The organism is Terrabacter sp. MAHUQ-38, assembly GCF_014518425.1.
Classification (GTDB): domain Bacteria; phylum Actinomycetota; class Actinomycetes; order Actinomycetales; family Dermatophilaceae; genus Terrabacter.
Genome location: NZ_JACVCU010000003.1, coordinates 647,103 through 667,603 on the forward strand (window position 1 = coordinate 647,103; position 20,501 = coordinate 667,603).

A 20,501-nucleotide genomic window follows, 5' to 3' on the forward strand; every position below is an offset into this window, starting at 1 on the left:
GGTCATCCGGCTCCCGAGGCGACGAAGATCGTCGAGAAGATGGCAGTGGCGGCGGCGACGTCGGGGGCCAGGCCCACCTGGAGGGCGGACGGCGTCATGTGGGTCCACAGGTCGACGTCCTTGGAACGCCGCTCCCGCAGCTGCTGGACGAGCGCGTTCGACGTGAGCCCGGGGTCGGTCAGGGTGTAGGTCCCGCCTTTGTACGGCTGGCCCCACGTCCAGATGTCGACGGCCTGTGCGCCGTGCGAGAGGGGGATGTCGACGAATGTCTCGACGTCCGCGGCCGCCGACGCGTCGGTGCCCTGGTACTTGCCGGGGTGGGCCAGCGCCTTCCGGGCCTGCAGCCGGACCTTGTTACCCCAGCGGCGGTCGGCCTCCTGCCAGATGACCGCCATCGCAGCATTCCTCGAGGTTCCCCAGCCTGAGTAGTCGCTCCCCTTGCGCAGCCCGGGGCTGAGGTCGATGACGTCGACGCCCCCGGCGTTGATGTAGCCGTCGACAGCGGCCAGGCTCGTCGCCGGGTCGCGGGTGCGCTCGGCCTCCGCACAGGCCGCGCGACTCGCGGACGAGGGCCCCTCCGCGTCCCACCACGAGACGCAGCCGAGCTCCGGCACGATGAAGTCGACGAGGACCTTGCGCCCGGGCAGCCGCTCGTGGATGGCCTTCGTGGTCTGCGCGAGGAAGTCACGCGCCTGCTCGGGTGACGCTCCGTCGCGGTACCCGAGCTCGTCCGCGATCTTGATGCCGTCGACCCCGGGCCGGTCGGCGAGCGCGAGGACCCGGGCGAGCACGTCCTCGTAGCGCTCCGCTCCTGCGAGCCAGGCCTTGAGCAGGTCGGTCTCGATCCAGACCCTGCCACCCTGGGCCACCACGGCGTCCACGAGAGCGGCGTACTGCGGGCGCACCTCCGCCTTCGTGCTCCCCCCGTCAGGGCCCGGGGTGCCGTTGGTGCACGACCCGCCCAGCAGCACGAGCGCCACCGCCACGCCCAGCGTGGCGGTACGGAGCCGGAGCCGTCCCTTGGCAGCCATCACTCGTCCTTCCGCAGCCTGTACCAGGCCCACACGAGGAGGACGTCGGTGACGAGGTAGGCGGCCGCACTCGCCCAGGCAGCGCCGTTGGACCCGTGCGCGGGTATGAGTGCGATGTCGAGGGCCAGCGTGACGACGAAACCGGCCCCGAGGATGGCCGAGTTCAGACCGGGCCTGCCGGTGCCCAGCAGGAAGCCGGACCCCACGCCGGCAGCGGGCTCGGCGAGCAGGCCGAGCGCTATCCACGCCGCGGGCCACCGCGCTGACTCGAACCCGTCCCCGTAGAGGAACGGGAGCACGACGAAGCCGCTCGCGGCGACGACCGCCGCCAGGATGGCCCCCAACGCGAGGAGCTTCGGCAGGCTGGGGAGCCCCTCCAGCGTTGCGATGGCTCCGGTACGTGCAGATGCGGGCGCCCGTGCAGCAGCGGTTGCGCGGTCGGCTCGGGCTCCCGGGACGTCGGTACCGTCGGGAGCCCGCTCGCCGGACACGGCAGCCTCGGCAGCAGGTACGTCCGTGCCGGCCGCGCTCCGGGCGAACTGCGGGTAGGTGACCCAGGTCAGTGCGAGCGCGGGGAGCCGCAGCAGCTCGGCCAGCTTCGAGGCGACGACGTAGACGCCGACCTGAGCCGGCCCGGCGAGTGCACCGAGGATGATCACGTCGAGGCGCAGGTTGAGCAGGCTCAGGACTCCTCCGACCTGCGCCCGCATCCCGAAGGCCGTCATCCGACGGGCCAGGGCGAGGTCGTACCGTCCGACCAGCGCGTGTCCGCGGGTCCCTCTGGCGAGACGGTGCCAGGCGAGCGCCGCGACAAGCACGTCTGCGACGAGGAGGGAGACGACGAGCAGCACGCCGCTGCGGGCGCCCGCCCACCACAGGAGCAGGTACACCGGAACGAAGGCCGCCTCCTCCGCAGCGGTCACTACGTTCGAGCCGCGCGTGTCGCCGAGGGCCTGCAGACTCGCCTTGCCGACCGCCACCGGCAGCTGGGTGGCCACCGTGACACCGGTCAGGACCACGACTGCGAACGTCGTCGTCGTCATCAGGTGCTCGTGGATGACGACGCTGAAGAGCATCCACACCGCGGTGCCGAGCAAGCCTCCGAGCACCATGAGGGTGTGCACCGTGGGCCAGAGTCGGGGGTGGTCGCCGTCGCTGCCACCGATGAAGAAGCCCATGGCACCGGGCAGACCGCAGGCGGACACGACTCCCACGACGCCCGGGAGCACTCTCATGAGGGCGAGGAGCCCGACGTCCTCGGCGCCGCCCGAGCGGGCGACGAGAACGGTGACCAGGGCTACGGACACCAGGGCGACGAGGCGGGCGCCGAGGTTGCCGAACACGTGTCGCGTGGCCGACGGGCGCCGTCTCGCTGCCCGGGCGGCGCCCGGACGCGTACGGCTCAGCGGTTCCATCGCCGCCTCGCTGACGCGACCATCCAGGCCCCCGGGTCCAGTCCTGCGACGAGCCCGAGGAACGCCCACAGGTGCCGGAAGTGCAGGACCTCGTAGAAGAACGCGGACACGACGAAGCCGCACCCGAGCGCGAGCAGGATCTCGGGGCGGGGGACGAGGTGACGCACCCAGTCCGTCTGCGGCTTCGTCCCGGTCCGTCCGAGGCGGACCGCGACGGCCGCGATGAGCACCGTCAGTCCGGCGCCGCCCAGCGCACCGCGTTCGACGATGGTGGCGAGGTAGTCGTTGTGGGCTTCCTTGACGTAGGGCGCCGCGGTTCCCTTGAGGGTCGCCTTGGTGCGCCCGGGACCCACGCCGACGAGGTCTCCCTGCAGGTACAGGCTCAGGGTCTCGGATGCCAGCACCTGTCTGGACCCGCTGGACTCGTCCGTGCGCCCGAGCGAGTCCCGGAGCAGCTGGGCACTGTCAGCCGCGCTGGCCCGGATGTCGGAGAGACTGACGTAGGGCGCCAGCAGGGCGAGCGCGACGGCGCTCAGCGTCGCCAGGGCGGCCGCCGCGAGCACCCCTCGACGGCGCCGGACGAGCAGCAGCACGCCGACGACGCCCATCGTGCCGAGCGCGAGCGCTGCTCCGTTGGACCCCGTGAACAGGATGGCCAGCAGCAGGATCGCGATGGTGGCGAACCGGGTGACGCCGTGACGCACGACAGACGTGGCGAGGACCAGGCCGATGATGACGAGGAAGTAGTTCGCGGCCAGGTTGGGGTCATCGAAGGTCAGGGAGGCGCGACCACCGTCCTCGGCGGTGATGCCGGCGAGCCAGTTGATGCCCGCGATCCAGCCGAAGCACATCGCCGCGGCCCAGGCGACACCGGACCACACCCAGGCGCGCAGCACCAGTTCGAGGAGCCAGCGGCGGTGTCGCACCGCGTTGGCGACGGCCGCCCCCCAGAGCAGCAGGAACAGGTCCTGGACGACGGCCAGGGCCGCGCTCTCGGCCGAGGCGAGGTACGCGGCCACCGCGCCGGCGACCATGAGCAGGCCCATCGGCAGCAGGTAGGGCACCGTGACGTCCAGGCGCTGGGCACGCAGCCACACGAAGACCCCGATGACCGCCGCGATGATGCCGACGTCGGCCAGTCCGGTGTTGCCCGGCCCGCTCGGGACCAGCATCGGCAGCAACACGAAGGACGCAACGAGGAGGTAGCCCACGCGTCGCGGCCCGGGTTCGAAGTAGGGGTGCTCGAGGGTCCTGCGGTCGAAGGGGGCCGGGATCCGGGTGACGAGGGGGGCCCGATCGACGGGACCGGTCACGGCCACGAGAGCAGCTCCGCACCGAGCGACAGGTGGTGGTGCGCGAAGTCGCCGTGGTCACTGGTCGCGGCGATCTCCGCCAGACCGAGCAGCAGGACCTCCCGCCACAGCCCCGGGTCCCGTCCGGTGGCCTGCAGTCCGTCCGAGACGAAACGCCGCATAAGGTCCGGGAGCCAGCCCGAACCGGCGAACGCGTAGCGGACGCCTTCACCCCACGGACCGGCCACCAGGCCCCGGTGCCCGGCGACCCGACGACCGGGTGTCGTGTGGCGGTCGAGGTACAGGGCGTAGCTCAGCGCGAACCGGGCGCGGTCGCGGAGCGGGTCGTCGATGAAGGTCGCGTGCTCCCAGTCGATCACCCCGGCGACAGCACCGTCACGGCGCAGGATGTTGCCGCACCAGAAGTCGCCGTGCACCACGGACGCGGGGCGGTCCGCGGACAGGTCGGACGCGATCGAGGTGACGTGCTCTGCGAGGGCGTGCGCCGACGCATCGGACGGCCAGCGCGCGACCAGCGCCCGCGCGATGCTGCCGGCGGTGCCGCAGCCGGTGCCGACGGCGTTGCCGATGGCGGTGGGGCTCTGGACGTGACCGGGCGGCAGGCCGGCGTCGGCGAGCGAGTCGAGCCACGTCCCAGCGCACTCGAAGTCGTGCTGGACGGCTCGGGCGCTCGAGGTGTGTCGCCACCGGTGGTAGTCGATCGACATCGGCACGCCCTCGTGCGCCGTCGTCACCATCACCGCTCCTGCCGCGTCGTGGCGCACGTCGAGGAGCCGAGGCACCGTGCCGCCGACGAGGGTGGGGTCGCCTTCGGCCAGCTGCTGCAGCGCCCGGGCCTCGGCGGCAACGGCTGCGCGAGCCCCGGTAGTCAGCGCGACCTTGACCGCGAGAAGCGGCGTTCGCCCCTTAGGAGGGAAGGCGATGATCGTCGCCTTGGGATTCTCGTCCTTCGACATGGCGAGCACCACGAGACGGCCCCGGTGCGGCCCCAGGTGGTCACGCAGCACAGCATCCAGCAGGTCGCCGAGTCCGGCATCCAGGACGGCAGGGTTCGTCATCCTCGCCTCCCGATGACCAGGCGTCCCGGAACGACGAGGACGAGCAGGCGCGCGGCGAGACCCGCACCCGGCCGACCCGCTGCAGCCAGGGAGAGCCAGAGCCGCAGCGCGACGTCGACGGCCAGGCGTCCCCGGCTCAGGTCGGGCGGTGTGGTGGCCAGGGTCGACATGAGCCAGCGCAGGCTGGCGGGGTCGTCGTTCGCCACGAAGGTGGCGCGGTCCCAGGTCGGGAGGACGACGTACTCGGCGTCGACCACGACTCCCAGCCGGGCTGCGTGCCGGCGTAGGCGAGCCCGGCTGCCGAGGCGACGGTCGGCGAGTGCGACCGGTGCGCCCGGTGGCAGCGCCAAGACGCGGTCCGCGTCGCCCGAGCTGCCCGGCCACGCAAGGGCCGCGCTCTGCGGCAGAAGGACTCGGGCGGCGGCCGGGATGCTCACCGACGCCTCCCGGAGTCGGCGCCGACGAGGCGGCGGCGCGGTTCCCCGACCTTCAGTGAGTAGACGTCGTCGAGCACGCTCCCCCCGGTCTCGACGTCGTAGCGGCTGCCGAGGTGCTCCCGGGCGCGGGCCGCCCAGCGTTCGGCCTTGTCCGGGTGACGCAGGGTGTAGTCGAGGGCGCCCGCGAGCAGGTCGGGTCTCATCGGAGGAACGAGCAGGCCGGTCTCACCGGGGATCACGACGTCCGGCACGGCATTCACCGCGGTGGCAACGACCGGCACACCGCACTGCTGGGCCTCGACGATGACGCAGGGCAGACCCTCGTACCGGCTGGCGAGCGCGAAGACGTCGAACGCCGGCAGCAGCTCGGCGACGTCGGCGCGGTTCCCGAGTAGCCTCACCCGGTGGCTCAGGCCCATCGCGCGCACCTGTTCGGCGGTCTGCTCGGCGAGCTCGCCGTCGCCGGCCCACACGAGGACGGCGGGCACCTCCATCCGGCGGAGCGCGGCCAGCATGACCTCAGGCGCCTTCTGGAAGTCGAGCCGGCCGACGGTGCCGATGACGAACGCGGCGTCGGGCAGCGCGAGCCGCGCCCTGGCCCGCGCCCGGGACTCGGGAGTGAGGACGACGTCCGACGCGTCCACGGCCGGGCCCACGGTGTACAGCTGCTCCGGCCGGGCCAGGCCACGACGCAGCGCCTCGACGGCGACGCCGGTGCCGACCGCGAGATACGCGTCGGTGATCCGCGAGAGTCGCCGCTCGATGCCGACGTACGCCGCGTGTACGGCGGGGTTCTGGAAGTCGTGGAAGGGGAACCCGTGGAGGGTGTGCACGATGAGGTCCACGCCGGCACGGTGTGCGGCGAGCCGGCCCAGGGCTCCCGCCTTCGCACTGTGCGTGTGGACGATGTCGACCTCCCGCGCCCGCACGAGGGCTGTCAGACGGGTCAGTGCGCTCAGGTCCTGGCGAGGGCTGATCGGCGACACGAGCTCGGGCAGGACGACGACCTCGACGCCGTTCTCGCGGGCACGGTCGAGCAAGGGTCCGTACCGTGTGCCGGTCACCAGAACGCTCTCGTATCGCGATGGGTCGAGTGCCACGGCACCGCGCACCGCCACTCCCCCGGCGCCCGCGATGCACCTGGTGATCACATGCATGACACGTCGCCTCATGACTGCCACACCTCCTGCGGCTGGTTCCCGACGGGTCCCAGCAGGTCGACCACCTGGCGCAGCCCCAGCGACGGGGTGGGCGGCAGGTGGAGCTCGAACGCGCGCGCACTGCTGGCGAGCTCGTCGCACACCGCGGCCACCGGAGGGTGCACCGGACCCAACCCGGTGCCGAGCGCGGCGGTGGCGGCGAAGGTCCAGTACCGGCGGAGCTCGCCCGCAGAGTAGGTGCCCCCGACGAGCTCACGCGCCGCTGCCGCCGGCGGGATGCTGTGCATCACGGCTTCGGCCTGCTGCCCACGCCGCAGCACGATGATCGCCGTGGGCTCCACCGACTCGGCCAACCCCGACCAGATGCCCTCTCGGCGGCCGTGCGGCATCCTGCGGCCCGTTCCCTCGTCTCGTCGCGGCGGTTCGAGCACACCGTGCACGGTCCGTCCGTCGGTGACGCAGAGGTTGTCGCTGACGGGGACCCCACCGGCTGCGTCCACGGTGGCGAGCAAGGTCGACTTGCCCACCCCGCCGGGCCCCGCGAACACGAGCGCGCTGCTCCCCACGGTGGCCGCGGACGTGTGCAGTGGTACGTGTCCCCTGACACCCGCCCACCACAGCGCGGGGTACTGGAGGACCGCAGCGCGGTGCAGGAGCACGCGGCGGTCGGGCGCGGCGAGGCCGAGGAGGTGGTGTCGCCACGTGGGACGGGGGAACACGACGACCTGGAGGTGGTCGCCCTGCGGTGAGAGCTCGAGGTCGAGCCCGCTGGAGCAGGCGTCGGCCATGACCACGGTGGTCCCGTCGGACCACGCACCACGGGTGAGGGGGCGCAGTGCGGCGCGGGGACTCGGGGGCCTGCTGTCGTGACGCGCGACCCGGACGCGCACGTCCGGGCTCGCAGCGCCGGCCCCGGCGAGCTCCTGACCGGCGCAGGCCTCTCGGGCCAGGTCAGCCCACGGACCGTAGGCGTCGACCTCGACGACCAGCCCGGCGCTGCGCATTCGCACCTTCATCGGTGGAACACCTCCTGCTGGCTGTCGAAGTGCTGCCGGTCGCCACCGACAGGGGCATCGGTGCCGGCACCTGCCCCGGCGGGACGACCGGACTCGACCGTGTCGGGAGACCCGGGCCCCTCCGTGGCGTCCATCCGGCGGTCGAGAGCAGGTGTGACCTGCTCGGGCGCCTCGGCCGTCGACGCGGCGGAACGGTGGCTCTTGACGGCGTCGTGATGCGGGGCCTCGGCCCGGCCACGACGCCGGAGCCAACGTGGCCACTTGTACGTCACGACCCCGACCAGGGGCCAGCCGAGTCCGTCGAGAAGAGCTGTCACCGGTTCCAGGTCGCGCGCGAGCACCTTCAAGGGCACCAGCAGCACGGCGACCGGCCTGCCGCTGGGGTCGACCCACTGGCCGCCGAGGACCGCGCCGGGCAGCCGGTGGGGGTTCTCGATCGGATCCGGACCGAGGCGATGTGCCAACCCCCGAGCCCACGAGTCATCGGCGTGCCTCACCGGAAGCAGGAACAGGCTCTCCGCTTCGTAGCGCTGGCCGAGAAGGGCGATGCGGTCGGCGATGAGGCCCGCCGCCTCCTTGACCCTCTCGTCCGTCAGGTCGTGTCCGGAGATGTGGCCGAGGTGCGGGGTGTCGAGGGCGTACGCGATGGCCCGCGGACGGCGAAGCCGGGGGCGTATGGCCTCTCGCGCTGCGGCGAGACCCAGCCCGAGCAGGGTGCCGATGAACAACGCGAGGACGGCCTTCTGAGCGGTGTCCTTCGGCAGCGGCGCCAGCGGTTCACGCGCAGGGTCGAGGAGCACTGCCTTGGCCCGTGACAGCTCGGCCAGGTCGAGCTCGGACAGCTGCCGCTCGAACTCCGTCTGGCTGGCCATGAGCGCACTCAGCTGTGCCTGGATGGCAAGGACGTCGCCGGGTTGCGCCCGGGACAGCTTGCCCACCAAGGCCTTTCGCTGCCTGCCGATCTCGACCAGCTTCTGGTTGACCTTGGCGCGCCCCTCCTCGACGGTCTGCTGGTCACCGAGGTTCGAGAACTGCAGCACACTCTTCGTGATCGAAGATGCGATCGCGGCTGCTCGACGCGGCTCCGTGTCGGTCACCGCGATCTCGACCACGGACGACACGCCGACACGGCGAACGGCGATGTGCTCCTCCGCGAAGGTCGCGGGGTCGACGGCCAGGTTGACGTCGTCCAGTGCCGAGCGGACGACGGAGACGCTCGTGGCGATGCCGAGCACCCGCTCGCTCGTCGCGTCGGCCTGCACGTTCGAGGCCGCGGGGTCGCGCCCCATCTGCACCCGCGCCAGGGCCTCGTAGAGGGGTGGAGTCCTGTCCCCGATGACGATCGAGCCGACCACCGGCAGCAGCATGCAGATCAGGATCAGCAGCCAGTGGCCGCGGACCACCCGATGCACCGCTTCGTCGATCGTCATGCGTCCCACCCCCTTCTTGACCTCTTGAGCCGACGGTAGGTCGCGTCCCCGCGACGGACATCACCCGCCGGGACGACGTTGGAGTACGTCAAACGACTGACTCCCGCGTCCAGCCGGCGGGCGGTGGCAGGCCGCCGGCGCTCCGGTGGCGCGCTCCGGGGGCAGGCCGGCGGCCGGGACGACTTCACCCGGGGGGGTCGGTGGGGTCGTCCCGGCCTGTCCCGCGGCGCCAGGCAGCGGGGGTAGGTGGCCGGCGGGGAGAGGAGGCCCTAGAGCCGGAGCGTCGTCGACGTGGTGTCCGAGAGGCCGGCCCCGTCGGTGACCTTGAGGGTGACCGTGTAGCGACCGCCCGTGGAGTAGCTGCAGGTCGCCTTCGATGTCGTCGTCGGCCCTACAACGGTCCCGTTGCCACAGGTGTAGGTGTACGTGAGCGCCGTGCCTTCGGGGTCGGAGGACTTCGATGCATCGAGCGTCGCCACGGTCGGCGCCTTGGTGGCCGACAGGGTCACGGTGAGACTCGCGACCGGCGCCTTGTTCGAGCCGATGACGAGCTTGATGTTCGGGCTCGACGCCTGCTGCCCCGCGTCGTCGGTGACCGTGAGCTTCGCGTTGAACGTGCCGCCCGCCGAGTAGCTGCACGTGGCCACCGCCGAGGTCTGGGGCCCGACCTTGGTGCCGTTGCCGCAGGTGAACGTGTAGCTCAAGGGGCGACCCTCGGGGTCCGACGACGCCGAGGCGTCGAAGGTGGCCGTCGTGGGGGCGACCGCAGCCGGCGCCGACGTCATCTTCATGCTCGCCTTGGGGGCCTGGTTGGCATTTGCCGTCACCGTGGCCGTGGCCTGTGCCGTGCTGCCGCCGTCGCTCACGGTGACCGAGGCCGTGAAGGTGCCCGCGGTGGAGTACGTGCAGCTGGCGGTGCGGGCGGACTGGGGCCCGATGGCCGCCGCCCCGTTGCCGCAGCTGAAGGTGTAGGTGAGTGCCGCTCCCTCGGGATCGGACGACCCTGTGGCGTCGAGGGCCACGACGAACGGGACCACACCGGTCGCCGGGCTGACCGCGAGCCGGGCGGTGGGCGGCAGGTTCGCCGAGACGGTGACGGTAGCGGTGGCACTCGCGGTGGCACCCGCGTCATCGGTCACCGTGACCGACGCCGTGAACGTCCCGGCCGAGGGGTAGGTGCAGCTCGTGCTGCCGGCCGACTGGGGCCCGATGGCCGCGGAGCCGCTGCTGCACGTGAAGGTGTAGGTCAGGCTGCGCCCCTCCGGGTCGCTCGAGCCGGTGGCGTCCAGCGTCACGGTGAGCGGGGCCTTACCGCTGGACGGCGAGGCTGTCAGGCTGGCGACCGGCGCCTGGTTGCCGGCGACGGTGACCGTCGCGGTGGCGGAGGACGTGAAGCCGTTCGCGTCCGTGACGTCGACAGAGGCCGTGAAGACGCCCACAGCGGCATACGCACACGCCGCCGTGGCCCCCGTCTGCGGACCGACCGTTGTCCCGTTGCCGCACCGGAAGGTGTAGCCGGTGACCGGGCTGCCTCCGGGCGTCGTGCCCGCCGCCGAGAGCGTCACGGACAGGGGCGCCACGCCGCTGGCGGGGCTGGCGGAGAGCGCGGCGACCGGACCCTCGGTGGACTGGGCCGAACCGTTGTACTCCAGGGCGCCGCGGTCACCGTAGGCCGGGCTGCCGGCTCCCGTGTCGGCGACCGCCACGACGTCCACCGGAGCGACGCCGTCGTGGTCGTCCACCGAAGCGCCCGCGATGCCGAGGTGGGCCGAGTCGACTGCAGGAGAGGTGACCTGGAGGCGGAGGTCGAAGGCCGCGGGGTCGACGAACCGCGGGTCCTCGCCGATGTCAGCCGCACCCTGCCCGCTGGCGGCACGGAACGCGTCGACGGTGTCGTACGGGGCCGAGTTCCACTCGTAGAGCGGGCCGCCCGCCGTCATGAACACCACGTTGCGGGTGACGACGGATCCGGGGGTCGAGATCTCGTCGAGGCGGATGTCGCCGATGGTCCGGTCGCTGCCGACGGCGTTGTCGACACTGATGTTGTTGGCCACGACGGCTCCGGAGCAGCCGCCCTCGAGGTTGATCCCGGCGGCGCTGTTGCCCACCACCGTGTTGCCGATGACGCGGTCGCCCGCCGACCTGAGGCAGTCGAGTCCGTGGTCACCGTTGTCATAGGCGAGGTTGCGCCGAACCGTCGCGTTGGTGGAGTCGGTGTAGATCTCGATGCCCGAGTCCTGGTTGGAGTAGGACGTGTTGTCCTCGACCGTCGCACCGGTCGAACCGAGGCTGAGGTCGATGCCGGCGGCCAGGCGCTGGGTCGGGTGCGCGTTGTCGTGGGCCACGTTTCCCGCCACGCTGGCTCCCGTGCTGCCCTGGATGCTGATCCCGTGGTAGCCGTTGGTGGACACCGTGTTCCCTGCGATGACGGCGCCCGAGCCGCTGGACACGCGGATGCCGATGGACCCGTTTCCGGTGCTCGTCGACCCGGACACCCGGGTTCCTGTCGAGCGGTCGGACGAGATGCCGTAGCTCGAGGCGCTCGTGACCCGGACCGACGAGACCACCATGCCGGCCGAGTCCTGGATGCTCACACCGACGCCGTTCTGGCCGACGAAGGAGAACCCGTCGACCACGACCGAGTCCGAGCTCCACAGCTTGAACCCGTACGTCCGCGTCGAAGCCTCGATCGCGACCGAGCTGCCGGGGTTGGAGCCGCCGAGGTCGACGTAGAGGGTGGAGCCCGCGGCGTCGAAGAAGAACGAGCCGGCCGTCGTCGTCGTGGCGCTGGATGCCGCCGCGAGGCGGGCGCCGTCGCGCAGCACCTGCGTGACCGGTGAGGCGGACGTCAGGGGCGTGCGCCAGGCCGATGTAGACGTCGCGGTCCACAGGGCGGGGTTCGAGAGGTTCGTCGTGCCGATGACGCGTGCCACGCCGTTGGCGCGGAAGGTCAGGGGCGCGGTCGCCATGCCGTCGTTCGTCGGCGTGACCTGCTCCCGGTAGTCGCCCGCCTCGACGACGACGGAGTCCCCGGCGAGGGCCAGGCTCGCGGCGCGGCTGATCGTGCAGAACGGCGTCGTCGTGCCGTTGCCGGAGTCGGAGCACGAGGGCGATGCGCCGTCGACGTGGTAGGTGACCAGGGGTCGGTCGGTGAGCGCCACGGGGACCTCGCCGGTCGAGGTGAGCCCACCCGCGTCAGTGACCGTGACGGTCACGACGTGCGTACCGCTCGTGACATAGTCGTGCGAGGCGATACCGGAGGCCTGCGGCCCCACGACGGTGCCGTCCCCGAAGTTGAACGTGTATGCCGTGATGCCCGCGCCGTCCACGTCGCTCGATCCCGTCGCGTCGGCCGTGACGTGCACCGCCGGTGGGACCTGCCCGGTCGTCGTGGAGACCACGAGCGCTGCGTGCGGAGCGTTGGTCGCCGAGTCGCCCGCCTGCGGGAGCCGCTCGAGGGCGCCACGGTCCGCGTAGGCCGGCGTGCCGGCCCCACGGTCGACCACGGTCGGGTCGTCGGTGACGCTGGTGCCGACACGGTCCACGGGCTCGAAACCTGCTGCGCCTGCGTCGGCGGAGTCGATCGCCGCGGACTGCGCCGAGAGCCGGAGGTCGCCTGCGGCTGCGTCGACGAACTGCGGGTCCTGGCCGAGCCCCGACGGCTCCTGACCGGTGCCCTGCGTGAACTCCGCCATCGTGCGGTACCGAGTGAGGCCGATGCGGATCGCCGGCACCCAGCTGCTGTTCCAGAAGAGGTCGCTGTCGGCGGAGAAGCCGGTCATCGACGTCTGCTCGACATAGAGGTCGTTCTCGCCCGTGGCCAGGCCGTTGTCGACGCCGATGTTGTTGCGCAGGGTTGCCCCGGTGCTCACGCCCTCGACGGAGAAGCCGTCCTTCCGGTTTCCGTAGGCGGTGTTCGAGATGTACCTCGTGTTGACGGCGGCCTGGGTGTCGAAGCCGTGGTCGCCGTTGCGGTAGCTGACGTTGCGCACGACGAGCGCCCGCGCGGACCCGTTGTAGACCTGGATGCCGGAGTCCTGGTTGTCGTGCACGACGTTGCCGCGCACCACCGTGTCCGGAGATGTCGAGTTGACGTCGATACCCGCGGCCGTGTTGCTACCCGAGGGCACGACGTTGCCGAACGACTCGTTGCCCTCGATGGTGTTCCCCGAGGCGCCCTGGAGCGAGATGCCGTGGAGCCCCGACGCGCTGACCGTGCTGCCGGAGACCCGCGACCCCGTCGTCGCGGTGAGCTTGATGCCGATGGAGGCGCTCCGGCTGACCGTCAGTGACGACAGCACGACGTTCGAGCTCGTCCCCTCGACGAGCACGCCGTTGATGCCGCTCTCGGTGCTCGAGACGTGGTCCACCGCGACGCCGCTGCTGCCGGTGATGCGCACGCCGGCGTTGTTCTGGCCACGCGTTTCGAAGCCGGAGATCTCGATGTTCGATCTGCTCGCGACGTTGAACCCGTAGGTCTGCGCGCCAGCGACGACGGTGCTGCCGCTCGGGGACGCTCCGCCGACGTTGAGGTAGAGCACCTTGGTAGTGGCGTCGTGGAAGAAGGACCCGCTCGTCATGGCGGACTGGGAGGCTGCCAGTGTCAGGCGGGTGCCGTCGACGAACACCTGGCGGAGAGTGCTGGCGGGGGCATAGGGCGTACTCCAGACACCCCCACCGGCGTCCGTCCACGGACCCGCTGACACGTCCTTCGAGCCGAGGACGAGGACGCCGGGGCCGGTGGCCACGAAGCGGATCGGCGAGCCGGCAGCGCCGGAACCGTTGACCGTCACCTGCTCCGCGTACGTGCCGGGTCGCACGTTGACGACGTCACCGGCAGCCGTCGCTCTGGTGGCGGCCGCACTGATGGTGCAGAAGGGCGTCGTCTCGGTGCCGGTCCCCGTGTTGCTGCAGGAGACGGTGTTGTCCACCCAGTACGCCGTCGCGGCGGCCGCGGGGCCTGCGGAGACGAGGGTGGTGCCCAGCGCGAGCGCGAACACGGCGAGGGTGCCAGTCAGGCCTCGACGGTGCATGGGGTCCTCCATCTGGTGCCGCACTCGGACGAGTTCGCGACGGTCGGTCTTGTGGTTGTTGTCGGGTGAAGGAGTCGAGGTCCGACGGCACGACGCCGTCCGACCTCGGCGTCCGGGTCAGTGCAGGACGGCGAACGGGCGCATCCGCGCCACGGGGCGCACGATGCGGTGGTCGGACAGGACGCTCATGGCGGCGTTGACGCCGTTGTCGTCGAGGTGATGGGCCTGGGTCGGGGCCTCGTCGGTGTAACGGAAGCGGAGGGTGTGACGGCCCGACGGGTCCAGGACGGAACGGCCGTCCTTCTCGAACTGGTCGATGACCGTGCCTGCGCCGTGGCACGCCGAGTGCAGGCTGTCGGCGCTGCGGTCGCCGGCGACGGCGAGGTACGAGGACGTGCGGTGGGTTCCGGGGAGGAGCACGGCCTGCCCGGTGCGTGCGAACACGGTGCCCTCGGGCATCTGGCTGGCGGGGAAGGCCCGGCACGAGTTGTGCCGGTGCACGACCGCCCGTCGGCCGTCGACCTGCTCCTCGTAGATGGAGTTGTGCGGCGAGTCCACGACGAGACGTCCCGTCTCGCCGCCGAAGACCCGCTGGGCGATGGAGCGCAGCGCTCCGTACGTCGCGAGCCGGAACGCATACCCGTAGTTCATCGCCGCGGCGTTCGCGAGCATGAGCCGTTGGCCCTCGTCGCTGTCGAGCTCGACCGGCGCGCACCCCTTGGCGAAGTACAGCCGCATCCTCTCCCGCATCTGGGCCGCGGACCGCGAGGTGGCGAGGTGGAACAGCGGCTTCTGCACGGCCATGGCGGCCCGCATGACGCGTGCCGTGTCACGCCGGCGCTGGAAGAGGTGGCCGATCTCCCCCGTGAGCACACCCCCACCGGCGTGGTACTGCAGCGTCACCTGGCCCTCGCGCACCCCGAGCAGCTCGGCCATCTCGGGATCGAGGATCTCCTCGACCTCCTGCAGCTCGACGAAGTGGTTCGACGGGCCGATGGTGCCGAACCGGAGCCGCGCCAGCTGCCAGGTCAGCGCGGGCATCTCACGGCGCAGCCGGGTGCCGCCGCCCCACTGCTCGAGGTCGACGCGGCCACCCTCCTCGATCCGTTCCAGCTCGCGCGAGTCGACGCCCCACCGCTCGGCGGCGAACATGGCGCCGTCGACCGCGGACGCCACGACCTCGTCGCGCGTGAGCTCGCGACCCCCTCTTGTCGGGTAGGGGTAGCGCTCCTTGACCGCGCGGTAGAACTCGCCGATCGCGCGCTCTGCGGGTCGGTCGCAGTCGAGGGCGATGAGCGCCATCCCGCAGTTCACGGACGAGCTCGTGAAGGTGGGGCGGATCGTGCCAACAGTCGCGACGGCAATGCTCGACGGCATCTCCATCGCACGCTTGTGATGGAAGTCCGGCAGGACCACCGGTGGTGCTGCGAGGTCGAGCCCGACCGCCCCCAGCTCGAGCCGCCGGAGCACGGCCTCGTCGGCGGCCATGCCCGGCCCGTCGAAGACACGTGCGGTCGGCGTGGCAGCGGCATCCGGGTGTACGCCCTCGCCGCGTGCGCTGATGACGGTCAGGTCCACGGTGTGTCCTCTTTCCTCGTCTGGCTTGGTCGTGCGGTGATGGTGGTCCGGTGTGGTCGTGCGGTGTCGGCCGCGGTGTCGGTCAGAAGTCGTCCGGGTAGAGCACGGCCGACTGCCGTGGCGCCTCGTCCACGGGTCGCTCGTAGTTGCCGAGGATCGTTCCGAGCTGGCGCTTCACGTCCTCCACGGCGTTGCGCGAGGCCGTCTGGAAGAGCACCTCCAGGTGGTCCGTGAAGTCCGGGTCGGGGTCGGTCGACGAGGTGCTGAAGATGCGCGGGTGCGCGGTGGGGACCGGTTGCTCGTGCGAGGCGAAGAGAGCCTCGTGCAGCTTCTCTCCAGGGCGCAGTCCCGTGAACCGGATGTCGGGGCCGGCGAAGCCGATCTGACGCGCGTAGCTCTCGACGAGGTCGATGATCCGCACCGGCTTGCCCATGTCGAGCACGAACGTCTCCCCGCCCCGGGCCAGGTGCGCGGCCTCGAGCACGAGGCCCACTGCCTCCTCGATCGTCATGAAGAAGCGGGTGACGTCAGGATGCGTGACGGTGATCGGCTCGTCGTTGCGCATCTGCTCGGCCAGCACGGACAGCAGCGACCCGCGACTGCCCAGCACGTTCCCGAAGCGCACGGCAGCCACGATGGTCCTGCCGCCGGACGGCGCCGCCTGCTTGACCACGCGTTCGGCCAGCTGCTTGGTGGCGCCCAGGACGGACGTCGGGTCAGCAGCCTTGTCGGTCGAGATGAGGATGAACCGCTTGACGTCGGCCGCGACGGCGGCGCGCACCACGTTCAGCGTGCCGAGCACGTTGGACTTCACGCCCTCGCACGGATGACGCTCGAGCATCGGGAGGTGCTTGAGCGCCGCCGCGTGGAAGATCACGTCAGGGCGCAGGTCCGCGATGATCTGGCTCATCCGCTCGGCGTCCCGGATGTCGGCCACGACGACGTCGTCGGAGTCGAGCAGCCCTTCGCCGGTCAGCTCGAGCTGCAGCCGGTGCAGGTTGGACTCGTCGTGGTCGAGCATCATGAGCCGCTCCGGCCCGAAGCCGCCGACCTGCCTGCAGAGCTCACTGCCGATCGACCCGCCGGCACCCGTCACCAGCACGCGCGCTCCCCTGATGGTGCCCTCGACCTCGGGCGAAACCACGTGCATCTCGGGTCGGCCGATGAGCGCGCCCACCTCGAGCGAGCGCAGGTCGGTGCCCGCCGCGTCGCGCTGGAGCACGGACACGAACGAGGGCAGGTGGCGCACGCTCGCCCCGACCCGCGCTGCCGTCATGGCGAGCAGCCGGACCTGCGCGGTCGGCAGGCCCGGTATCGCCAGCAGCACGACGTCCACGCGCTGGACCGTCGCCACGGCGAGCAGGTCAGCCAGGGTGCCGAGCACGGGAAGCCGGCGCACGACCCGCTTGTCGGTGTCGTCGTCGAGGAAACCGATGGGTGCGAGGCCGAAGTCGGGAACCTTCTGCAGGTCCCGCGCCAGGGCGCGGCCTGCCTCGCCGGCGCCGACGATGAGCGTGCGAAGGCCCTTCTGCAGCGTCGGTATGAACCCGAGCTCCGCCGGGGTCCACTGGTACTGGAGTGCTGTGGTCACGAGGCTTCTCCCTCCTCGGCGAGCGCGGCACACACCGCGTCCACCTCTGCGTTCGTGATGATGGCGTCCATGGGCAGGGACAACGTTCGGTCGAAGACGGCATCCACCCCGGGGAGCCCGCCCGCCGGAAGTACGCACTGACGCTTGAACCACGTCAGGTGGTGCACCGGGATGAAGTGCACGGACGTCCCGATGCCGCGCTCGCGGAGCCGGTCGATGAGCTGGTCCCGACCGATCCCGTACTCGGGCATCACGCGCACGGCATACAGGTGCCACGCGTGCGTCCCGGTCGCGGGGCGAGCCGGCAGGCGCAGACCCGCCACCTGGGCCAGCGCGGCGTCATAGCGGTCGGCCACGACGCGCCGGCGGGCCTGCATCTCGTCGAAGCAGCGCAGCTGCGCCCGGCCCATCGCCGCCTGCACGTCGGTCATGTTCGCCTTGATGCCGTCGACGGTCACGTCGTAGCGCCAGCCCCCACCGGGTAGATAGCGGCGCCACGCATCCTTGGACATGCCGTGCAGGCGCATCTCCCGCACCCGGGCGGCCAGCACCGGGTCGTTGGTGGTGACCATGCCGCCCTCGCCGATCGGCAGGTTCTTCGTCGCGTAGAAGCTGAAGCACGTGGCGTGGGAGATGGTCCCCACGGGCGTCTCGCCGACCCAGGTCCCCAACGCGTGCGCGGCGTCCTCGACGACGTGCGTCAGGGCGACTCCGGCGGCCTCGGCGAGGGCCTGCACCTCGGTCGGCAGGCCGCCGAGGTGGACGACGACGAGCGCGTCGACACCGCCGCACTCGGCGGCGGCGGCCGCGACCGTGCTAGGGCTCGGCATGCCCGTGACCTCGTCCACGTCGGCCAGCACGGCGACGTGCCCGGCGTGCGCAATGGCCGCTGCGGCGCCACAGAAGGTCATGGCCGACATCAGCACCTTGGACCGCGGTGGGAGCTGCAGGGCTCGCAGGGACAGCTCGATGGCCGCGGTGCACGAGCTCACGGCCACGGCGTCGTCGGCCCCGAGGTAGCGGGCGAACTCGGTCTCGAACTCGACGACCTGCTGCCCGGAGGTGATCCAGCCCGTGGCGAGCACGTCGAGCACGGCCTGGCCCGCCTCCGGCGAGATGTACGTGCGTGTGAAGGGCACCGTGCGAGACGGTGCCTCGGCAACGCCCTCGGCGGATGCCGTCGGTGCCCGGCGGGCCAGCTCAACCATGGGTCTTCTCCAGACCCGCGCTCAACGCGATCGCGGCCGGGGCGGAACGGACGTGAAGCTTGCGGAGGATGCGCCGCACGTAGGTGCGCACGGTGTTGTCGGAGAGATCCAGGGCCTCGCCCACCTGGCGTCGACTCATGCCGGCCGCGAGACAGGACAACACGTCCGACTCGCGCCGGGTCAGCGGGTGGGTGGCGAGGGTGGCTGCCCGGCCCTGGCCATCGAGGCGTGACACGAGGAGCGCTCGCAACGGCTCGGTCGGGTAGTACGACTCGCCCCTTCCCACGTCGCGCACAGCGGCCAGGAGCTCGTTCAGCCCGTCCTGCCGGGTGAGCCACCCCCTGGCGCCGGACGCGATGGCGTCGAGGAGCAGGGGCTCGTCGTCGGCATCCGCGATGAGGACGATCCCGAGCAGCGGGTGGGCCGCCGACAGGTCGAGCAGCCGCGCCATGGGCGTGTTCTCGTCGAGTCCCAGCATGAGGACGTCACAGGCACCGAAGAGGCCGCACTCGGCGGCGAGGTCGAGGGAAGGGGCCGTCCCCACCACGACGAGGTCGGTGGCCTCAGAGAGGCAGCGGCACAGCGCGTCGACGAAACCCTGTCTGCTGTCGACCATCCCGACGCGCGTCGCACTGTCCATGTGAAGCAGCGTGCCGCCTGTGCTGCGTGAGCGAACCCACCGCGCGCGGGACCTCGTAGTACGTCAAAAGGATGACGCCCGGACGTGGGCAGGCCATGCCACGTCCTTGGCGTGCGCTGCCACGAGCGCAGACGCCTGGAGCCGCGAGTGGACCCCGAGCTTGGCCAGCACGTTCTGCACGTGGGTGCGGGCCGTGCTCGGCCGCACCTGGAGGGCCGCCGCGATCTGGATCGTGCTCAGTCCGTCCACGACACAGCGCAGGACCTGCCATTCACGGTCGGTGAGGAAGGTCAGCATCCACAGCTGGTCGTCGCCGCGGTCACGCGCCCTGAGGGCGCTCTGGAGCAGGGTCGGCTCGATGGCGAGGTGACCTCTGGCCGCCATGGCGATCGCTTCGAGCAGGTCGCTCAGCGGCCGGTCCTTGCGCATGAATCCCGCCGCGCCGGCGGCGATCGCCCGGGCGACCATCTGGACGGACGCGTCGCCCGAGAACATCACGACCTTCGTCTCACTGGAGGCCGCCCTGATGTCCGCGATCACGTCGATGCCGGACCCCTCCGGAAAGCTGGCGTCGAGCAGGCACACATGCGGCTGGTGCGTACGCGCGGCCTCGACCGCTTCCTCGGGGCAGTGCGCCTTCACGACGTCGTGCCCCTCGCCGCCGAGTGCCATGCACAGGGCGTCGAGGATCAGCGCGTGGTCATCGCAGACGACCAGTCTCATGACGTGCCCACTCACGACACTGCGCGGTGGGTGCTGCTCGTGGGCAGCGCGATCTCGGCGACGGCTCCGCCGCCCTCGGCTGCCGCCAGGCGGAAGGCGCCGTTGCACGCAGCGACCATGGCCCGCACGGTCGTGAGCCCGAGCGACGTCCGGTGCCCGATGCGGCCGAGGCCGGGTCCGTCGTCCTGCACCGTGACGTGCATGGTGGTTCCGCGATCCGCCACGGTGACCACCACGTGCCCGTCCGGTCCGGCCGCGCGAACCGCGTTGTCCACCAAGCACCCGAGGGCCCTGCTCAGGGCGACGGGCCGAGCCCACACCCAGCCTTCGCCCTGTGCGGTGACCTCGATGCTCGCGGTCGTCGTGGACCGCGCCCGCGCCGCCACGCACTCTGCGATCTCACGAGCCTCGACCCACTGCAGCCAGTCGTTCGCTGCATCGTCGAGGCTCGAGTCGACCAGCTGTGCCAACCACTGCGCCTGCTCACTGATGGCGTGCAGCTTGCCGTCCACGTCACCCTTGGGCGACGACGACAGGAGCATGATGGCCGCCAGCGGCTCCCGCAGGTCGTGGAACAGCGCGCGGATGGTGTCGATCTCCCGGTTCCCCCCAGGCACATCTCGACTGTGCTCGTACATTCTCGATGCCTTCCGATCCCCCCGGCAGCCAACCGTGGCCGCCTATAACACTTGTACGAATCCCCCTCGAGCCACCGAACCCCCGTCAGCGTGAAATCGCCCGACGCGTTCAGGTTAGGACGCGGTTCAGCGGTTGGAAGCCGATCGCCCAATCTGCTGGAACAACAGCCGCATAGGGGTTTGAAGGGGCCCAATCTCCCGAAATCCGCAGATGGGTACGCGTCTGGCGT

Annotated in this window: 15 protein-coding genes; all 15 read right to left on the bottom strand. The window is 71.3% G+C overall.

Going from position 1 to position 20,501, the window contains the following annotated elements; translation table 11 throughout:
* Positions 1-2: 2 nt before the first annotated feature.
* On the bottom strand, positions 3-1,031 hold the full coding sequence (locus tag H9I49_RS14040) for a hypothetical protein (protein ID WP_188030968.1): 1,029 nt from the start codon (positions 1,029-1,031) through the stop codon (positions 3-5).
* Positions 1,031-2,446: a lipopolysaccharide biosynthesis protein gene (locus tag H9I49_RS14045; protein ID WP_188030969.1), complete on the bottom strand. Its 1,416-nt coding sequence runs from the start codon at positions 2,444-2,446 to the stop codon at positions 1,031-1,033. Before H9I49_RS14045 ends, H9I49_RS14040 begins: the two co-directional genes overlap by 1 nt.
* Positions 2,434-3,759 (bottom strand): O-antigen ligase family protein, encoded by a 1,326-nt coding sequence (locus H9I49_RS14050; protein WP_223128678.1) that lies wholly within the window; start codon positions 3,757-3,759, stop codon positions 2,434-2,436. The genes H9I49_RS14045 and H9I49_RS14050 overlap by 13 nt, the downstream gene beginning before the upstream one ends.
* Entirely contained in the window at positions 3,756-4,817 is a 1,062-nt protein-coding gene (locus H9I49_RS14055) for a phosphotransferase family protein (RefSeq protein ID WP_188030971.1), read from the bottom strand. The genes H9I49_RS14050 and H9I49_RS14055 overlap by 4 nt, the downstream gene beginning before the upstream one ends.
* Positions 4,814-5,254: a hypothetical protein gene (locus tag H9I49_RS14060; RefSeq protein WP_188030972.1), complete on the bottom strand. Its 441-nt coding sequence runs from the start codon at positions 5,252-5,254 to the stop codon at positions 4,814-4,816. Before H9I49_RS14060 ends, H9I49_RS14055 begins: the two co-directional genes overlap by 4 nt.
* Positions 5,251-6,426, bottom strand: a complete 1,176-nt coding sequence (locus tag H9I49_RS14065) for a glycosyltransferase (RefSeq protein WP_188030973.1) — start codon at positions 6,424-6,426, stop codon at positions 5,251-5,253. The genes H9I49_RS14060 and H9I49_RS14065 overlap by 4 nt, the downstream gene beginning before the upstream one ends.
* A complete protein-coding gene (locus H9I49_RS14070) occupies positions 6,423-7,430 on the bottom strand; it encodes a hypothetical protein (protein ID WP_188030974.1) in 1,008 nt (335 codons plus the stop codon). Before H9I49_RS14070 ends, H9I49_RS14065 begins: the two co-directional genes overlap by 4 nt.
* Positions 7,427-8,860, bottom strand: coding sequence for a hypothetical protein (locus H9I49_RS14075; protein ID WP_188030975.1), 1,434 nt, complete (start codon positions 8,858-8,860; stop codon positions 7,427-7,429). Before H9I49_RS14075 ends, H9I49_RS14070 begins: the two co-directional genes overlap by 4 nt.
* Before the next feature lie 269 nt (positions 8,861-9,129).
* Positions 9,130-13,893, bottom strand: coding sequence for a PKD domain-containing protein (locus tag H9I49_RS14080; RefSeq protein WP_188030976.1), 4,764 nt, complete (start codon positions 13,891-13,893; stop codon positions 9,130-9,132).
* Positions 13,894-14,010: 117 nt separating this feature from the next.
* A complete protein-coding gene (locus H9I49_RS14085) occupies positions 14,011-15,471 on the bottom strand; it encodes an RtcB family protein (RefSeq protein ID WP_370587575.1) in 1,461 nt (486 codons plus the stop codon).
* Positions 15,472-15,553: 82 nt separating this feature from the next.
* Positions 15,554-17,062 (bottom strand): polysaccharide biosynthesis protein, encoded by a 1,509-nt coding sequence (locus H9I49_RS14090; protein WP_188030977.1) that lies wholly within the window; start codon positions 17,060-17,062, stop codon positions 15,554-15,556.
* Positions 17,059-18,270: a DegT/DnrJ/EryC1/StrS aminotransferase family protein gene (locus H9I49_RS14095; protein WP_188030978.1), complete on the bottom strand. Its 1,212-nt coding sequence runs from the start codon at positions 18,268-18,270 to the stop codon at positions 17,059-17,061. The genes H9I49_RS14090 and H9I49_RS14095 overlap by 4 nt, the downstream gene beginning before the upstream one ends.
* The gene (locus H9I49_RS14100) at positions 18,263-18,910 is read right to left on the bottom strand and encodes a DNA-binding response regulator (protein ID WP_188030979.1); all 648 of its coding nucleotides are present in this window, start codon (positions 18,908-18,910) and stop codon (positions 18,263-18,265) included. The genes H9I49_RS14095 and H9I49_RS14100 overlap by 8 nt, the downstream gene beginning before the upstream one ends.
* A gap of 63 nt (positions 18,911-18,973) precedes the next feature.
* Positions 18,974-19,633, bottom strand: a complete 660-nt coding sequence (locus H9I49_RS14105) for a response regulator transcription factor (RefSeq protein ID WP_188030980.1) — start codon at positions 19,631-19,633, stop codon at positions 18,974-18,976.
* A gap of 11 nt (positions 19,634-19,644) precedes the next feature.
* Positions 19,645-20,250 (bottom strand): sensor histidine kinase KdpD, encoded by a 606-nt coding sequence (locus tag H9I49_RS14110; RefSeq protein ID WP_188030981.1) that lies wholly within the window; start codon positions 20,248-20,250, stop codon positions 19,645-19,647.
* Positions 20,251-20,501: the final 251 nt, after the last annotated feature.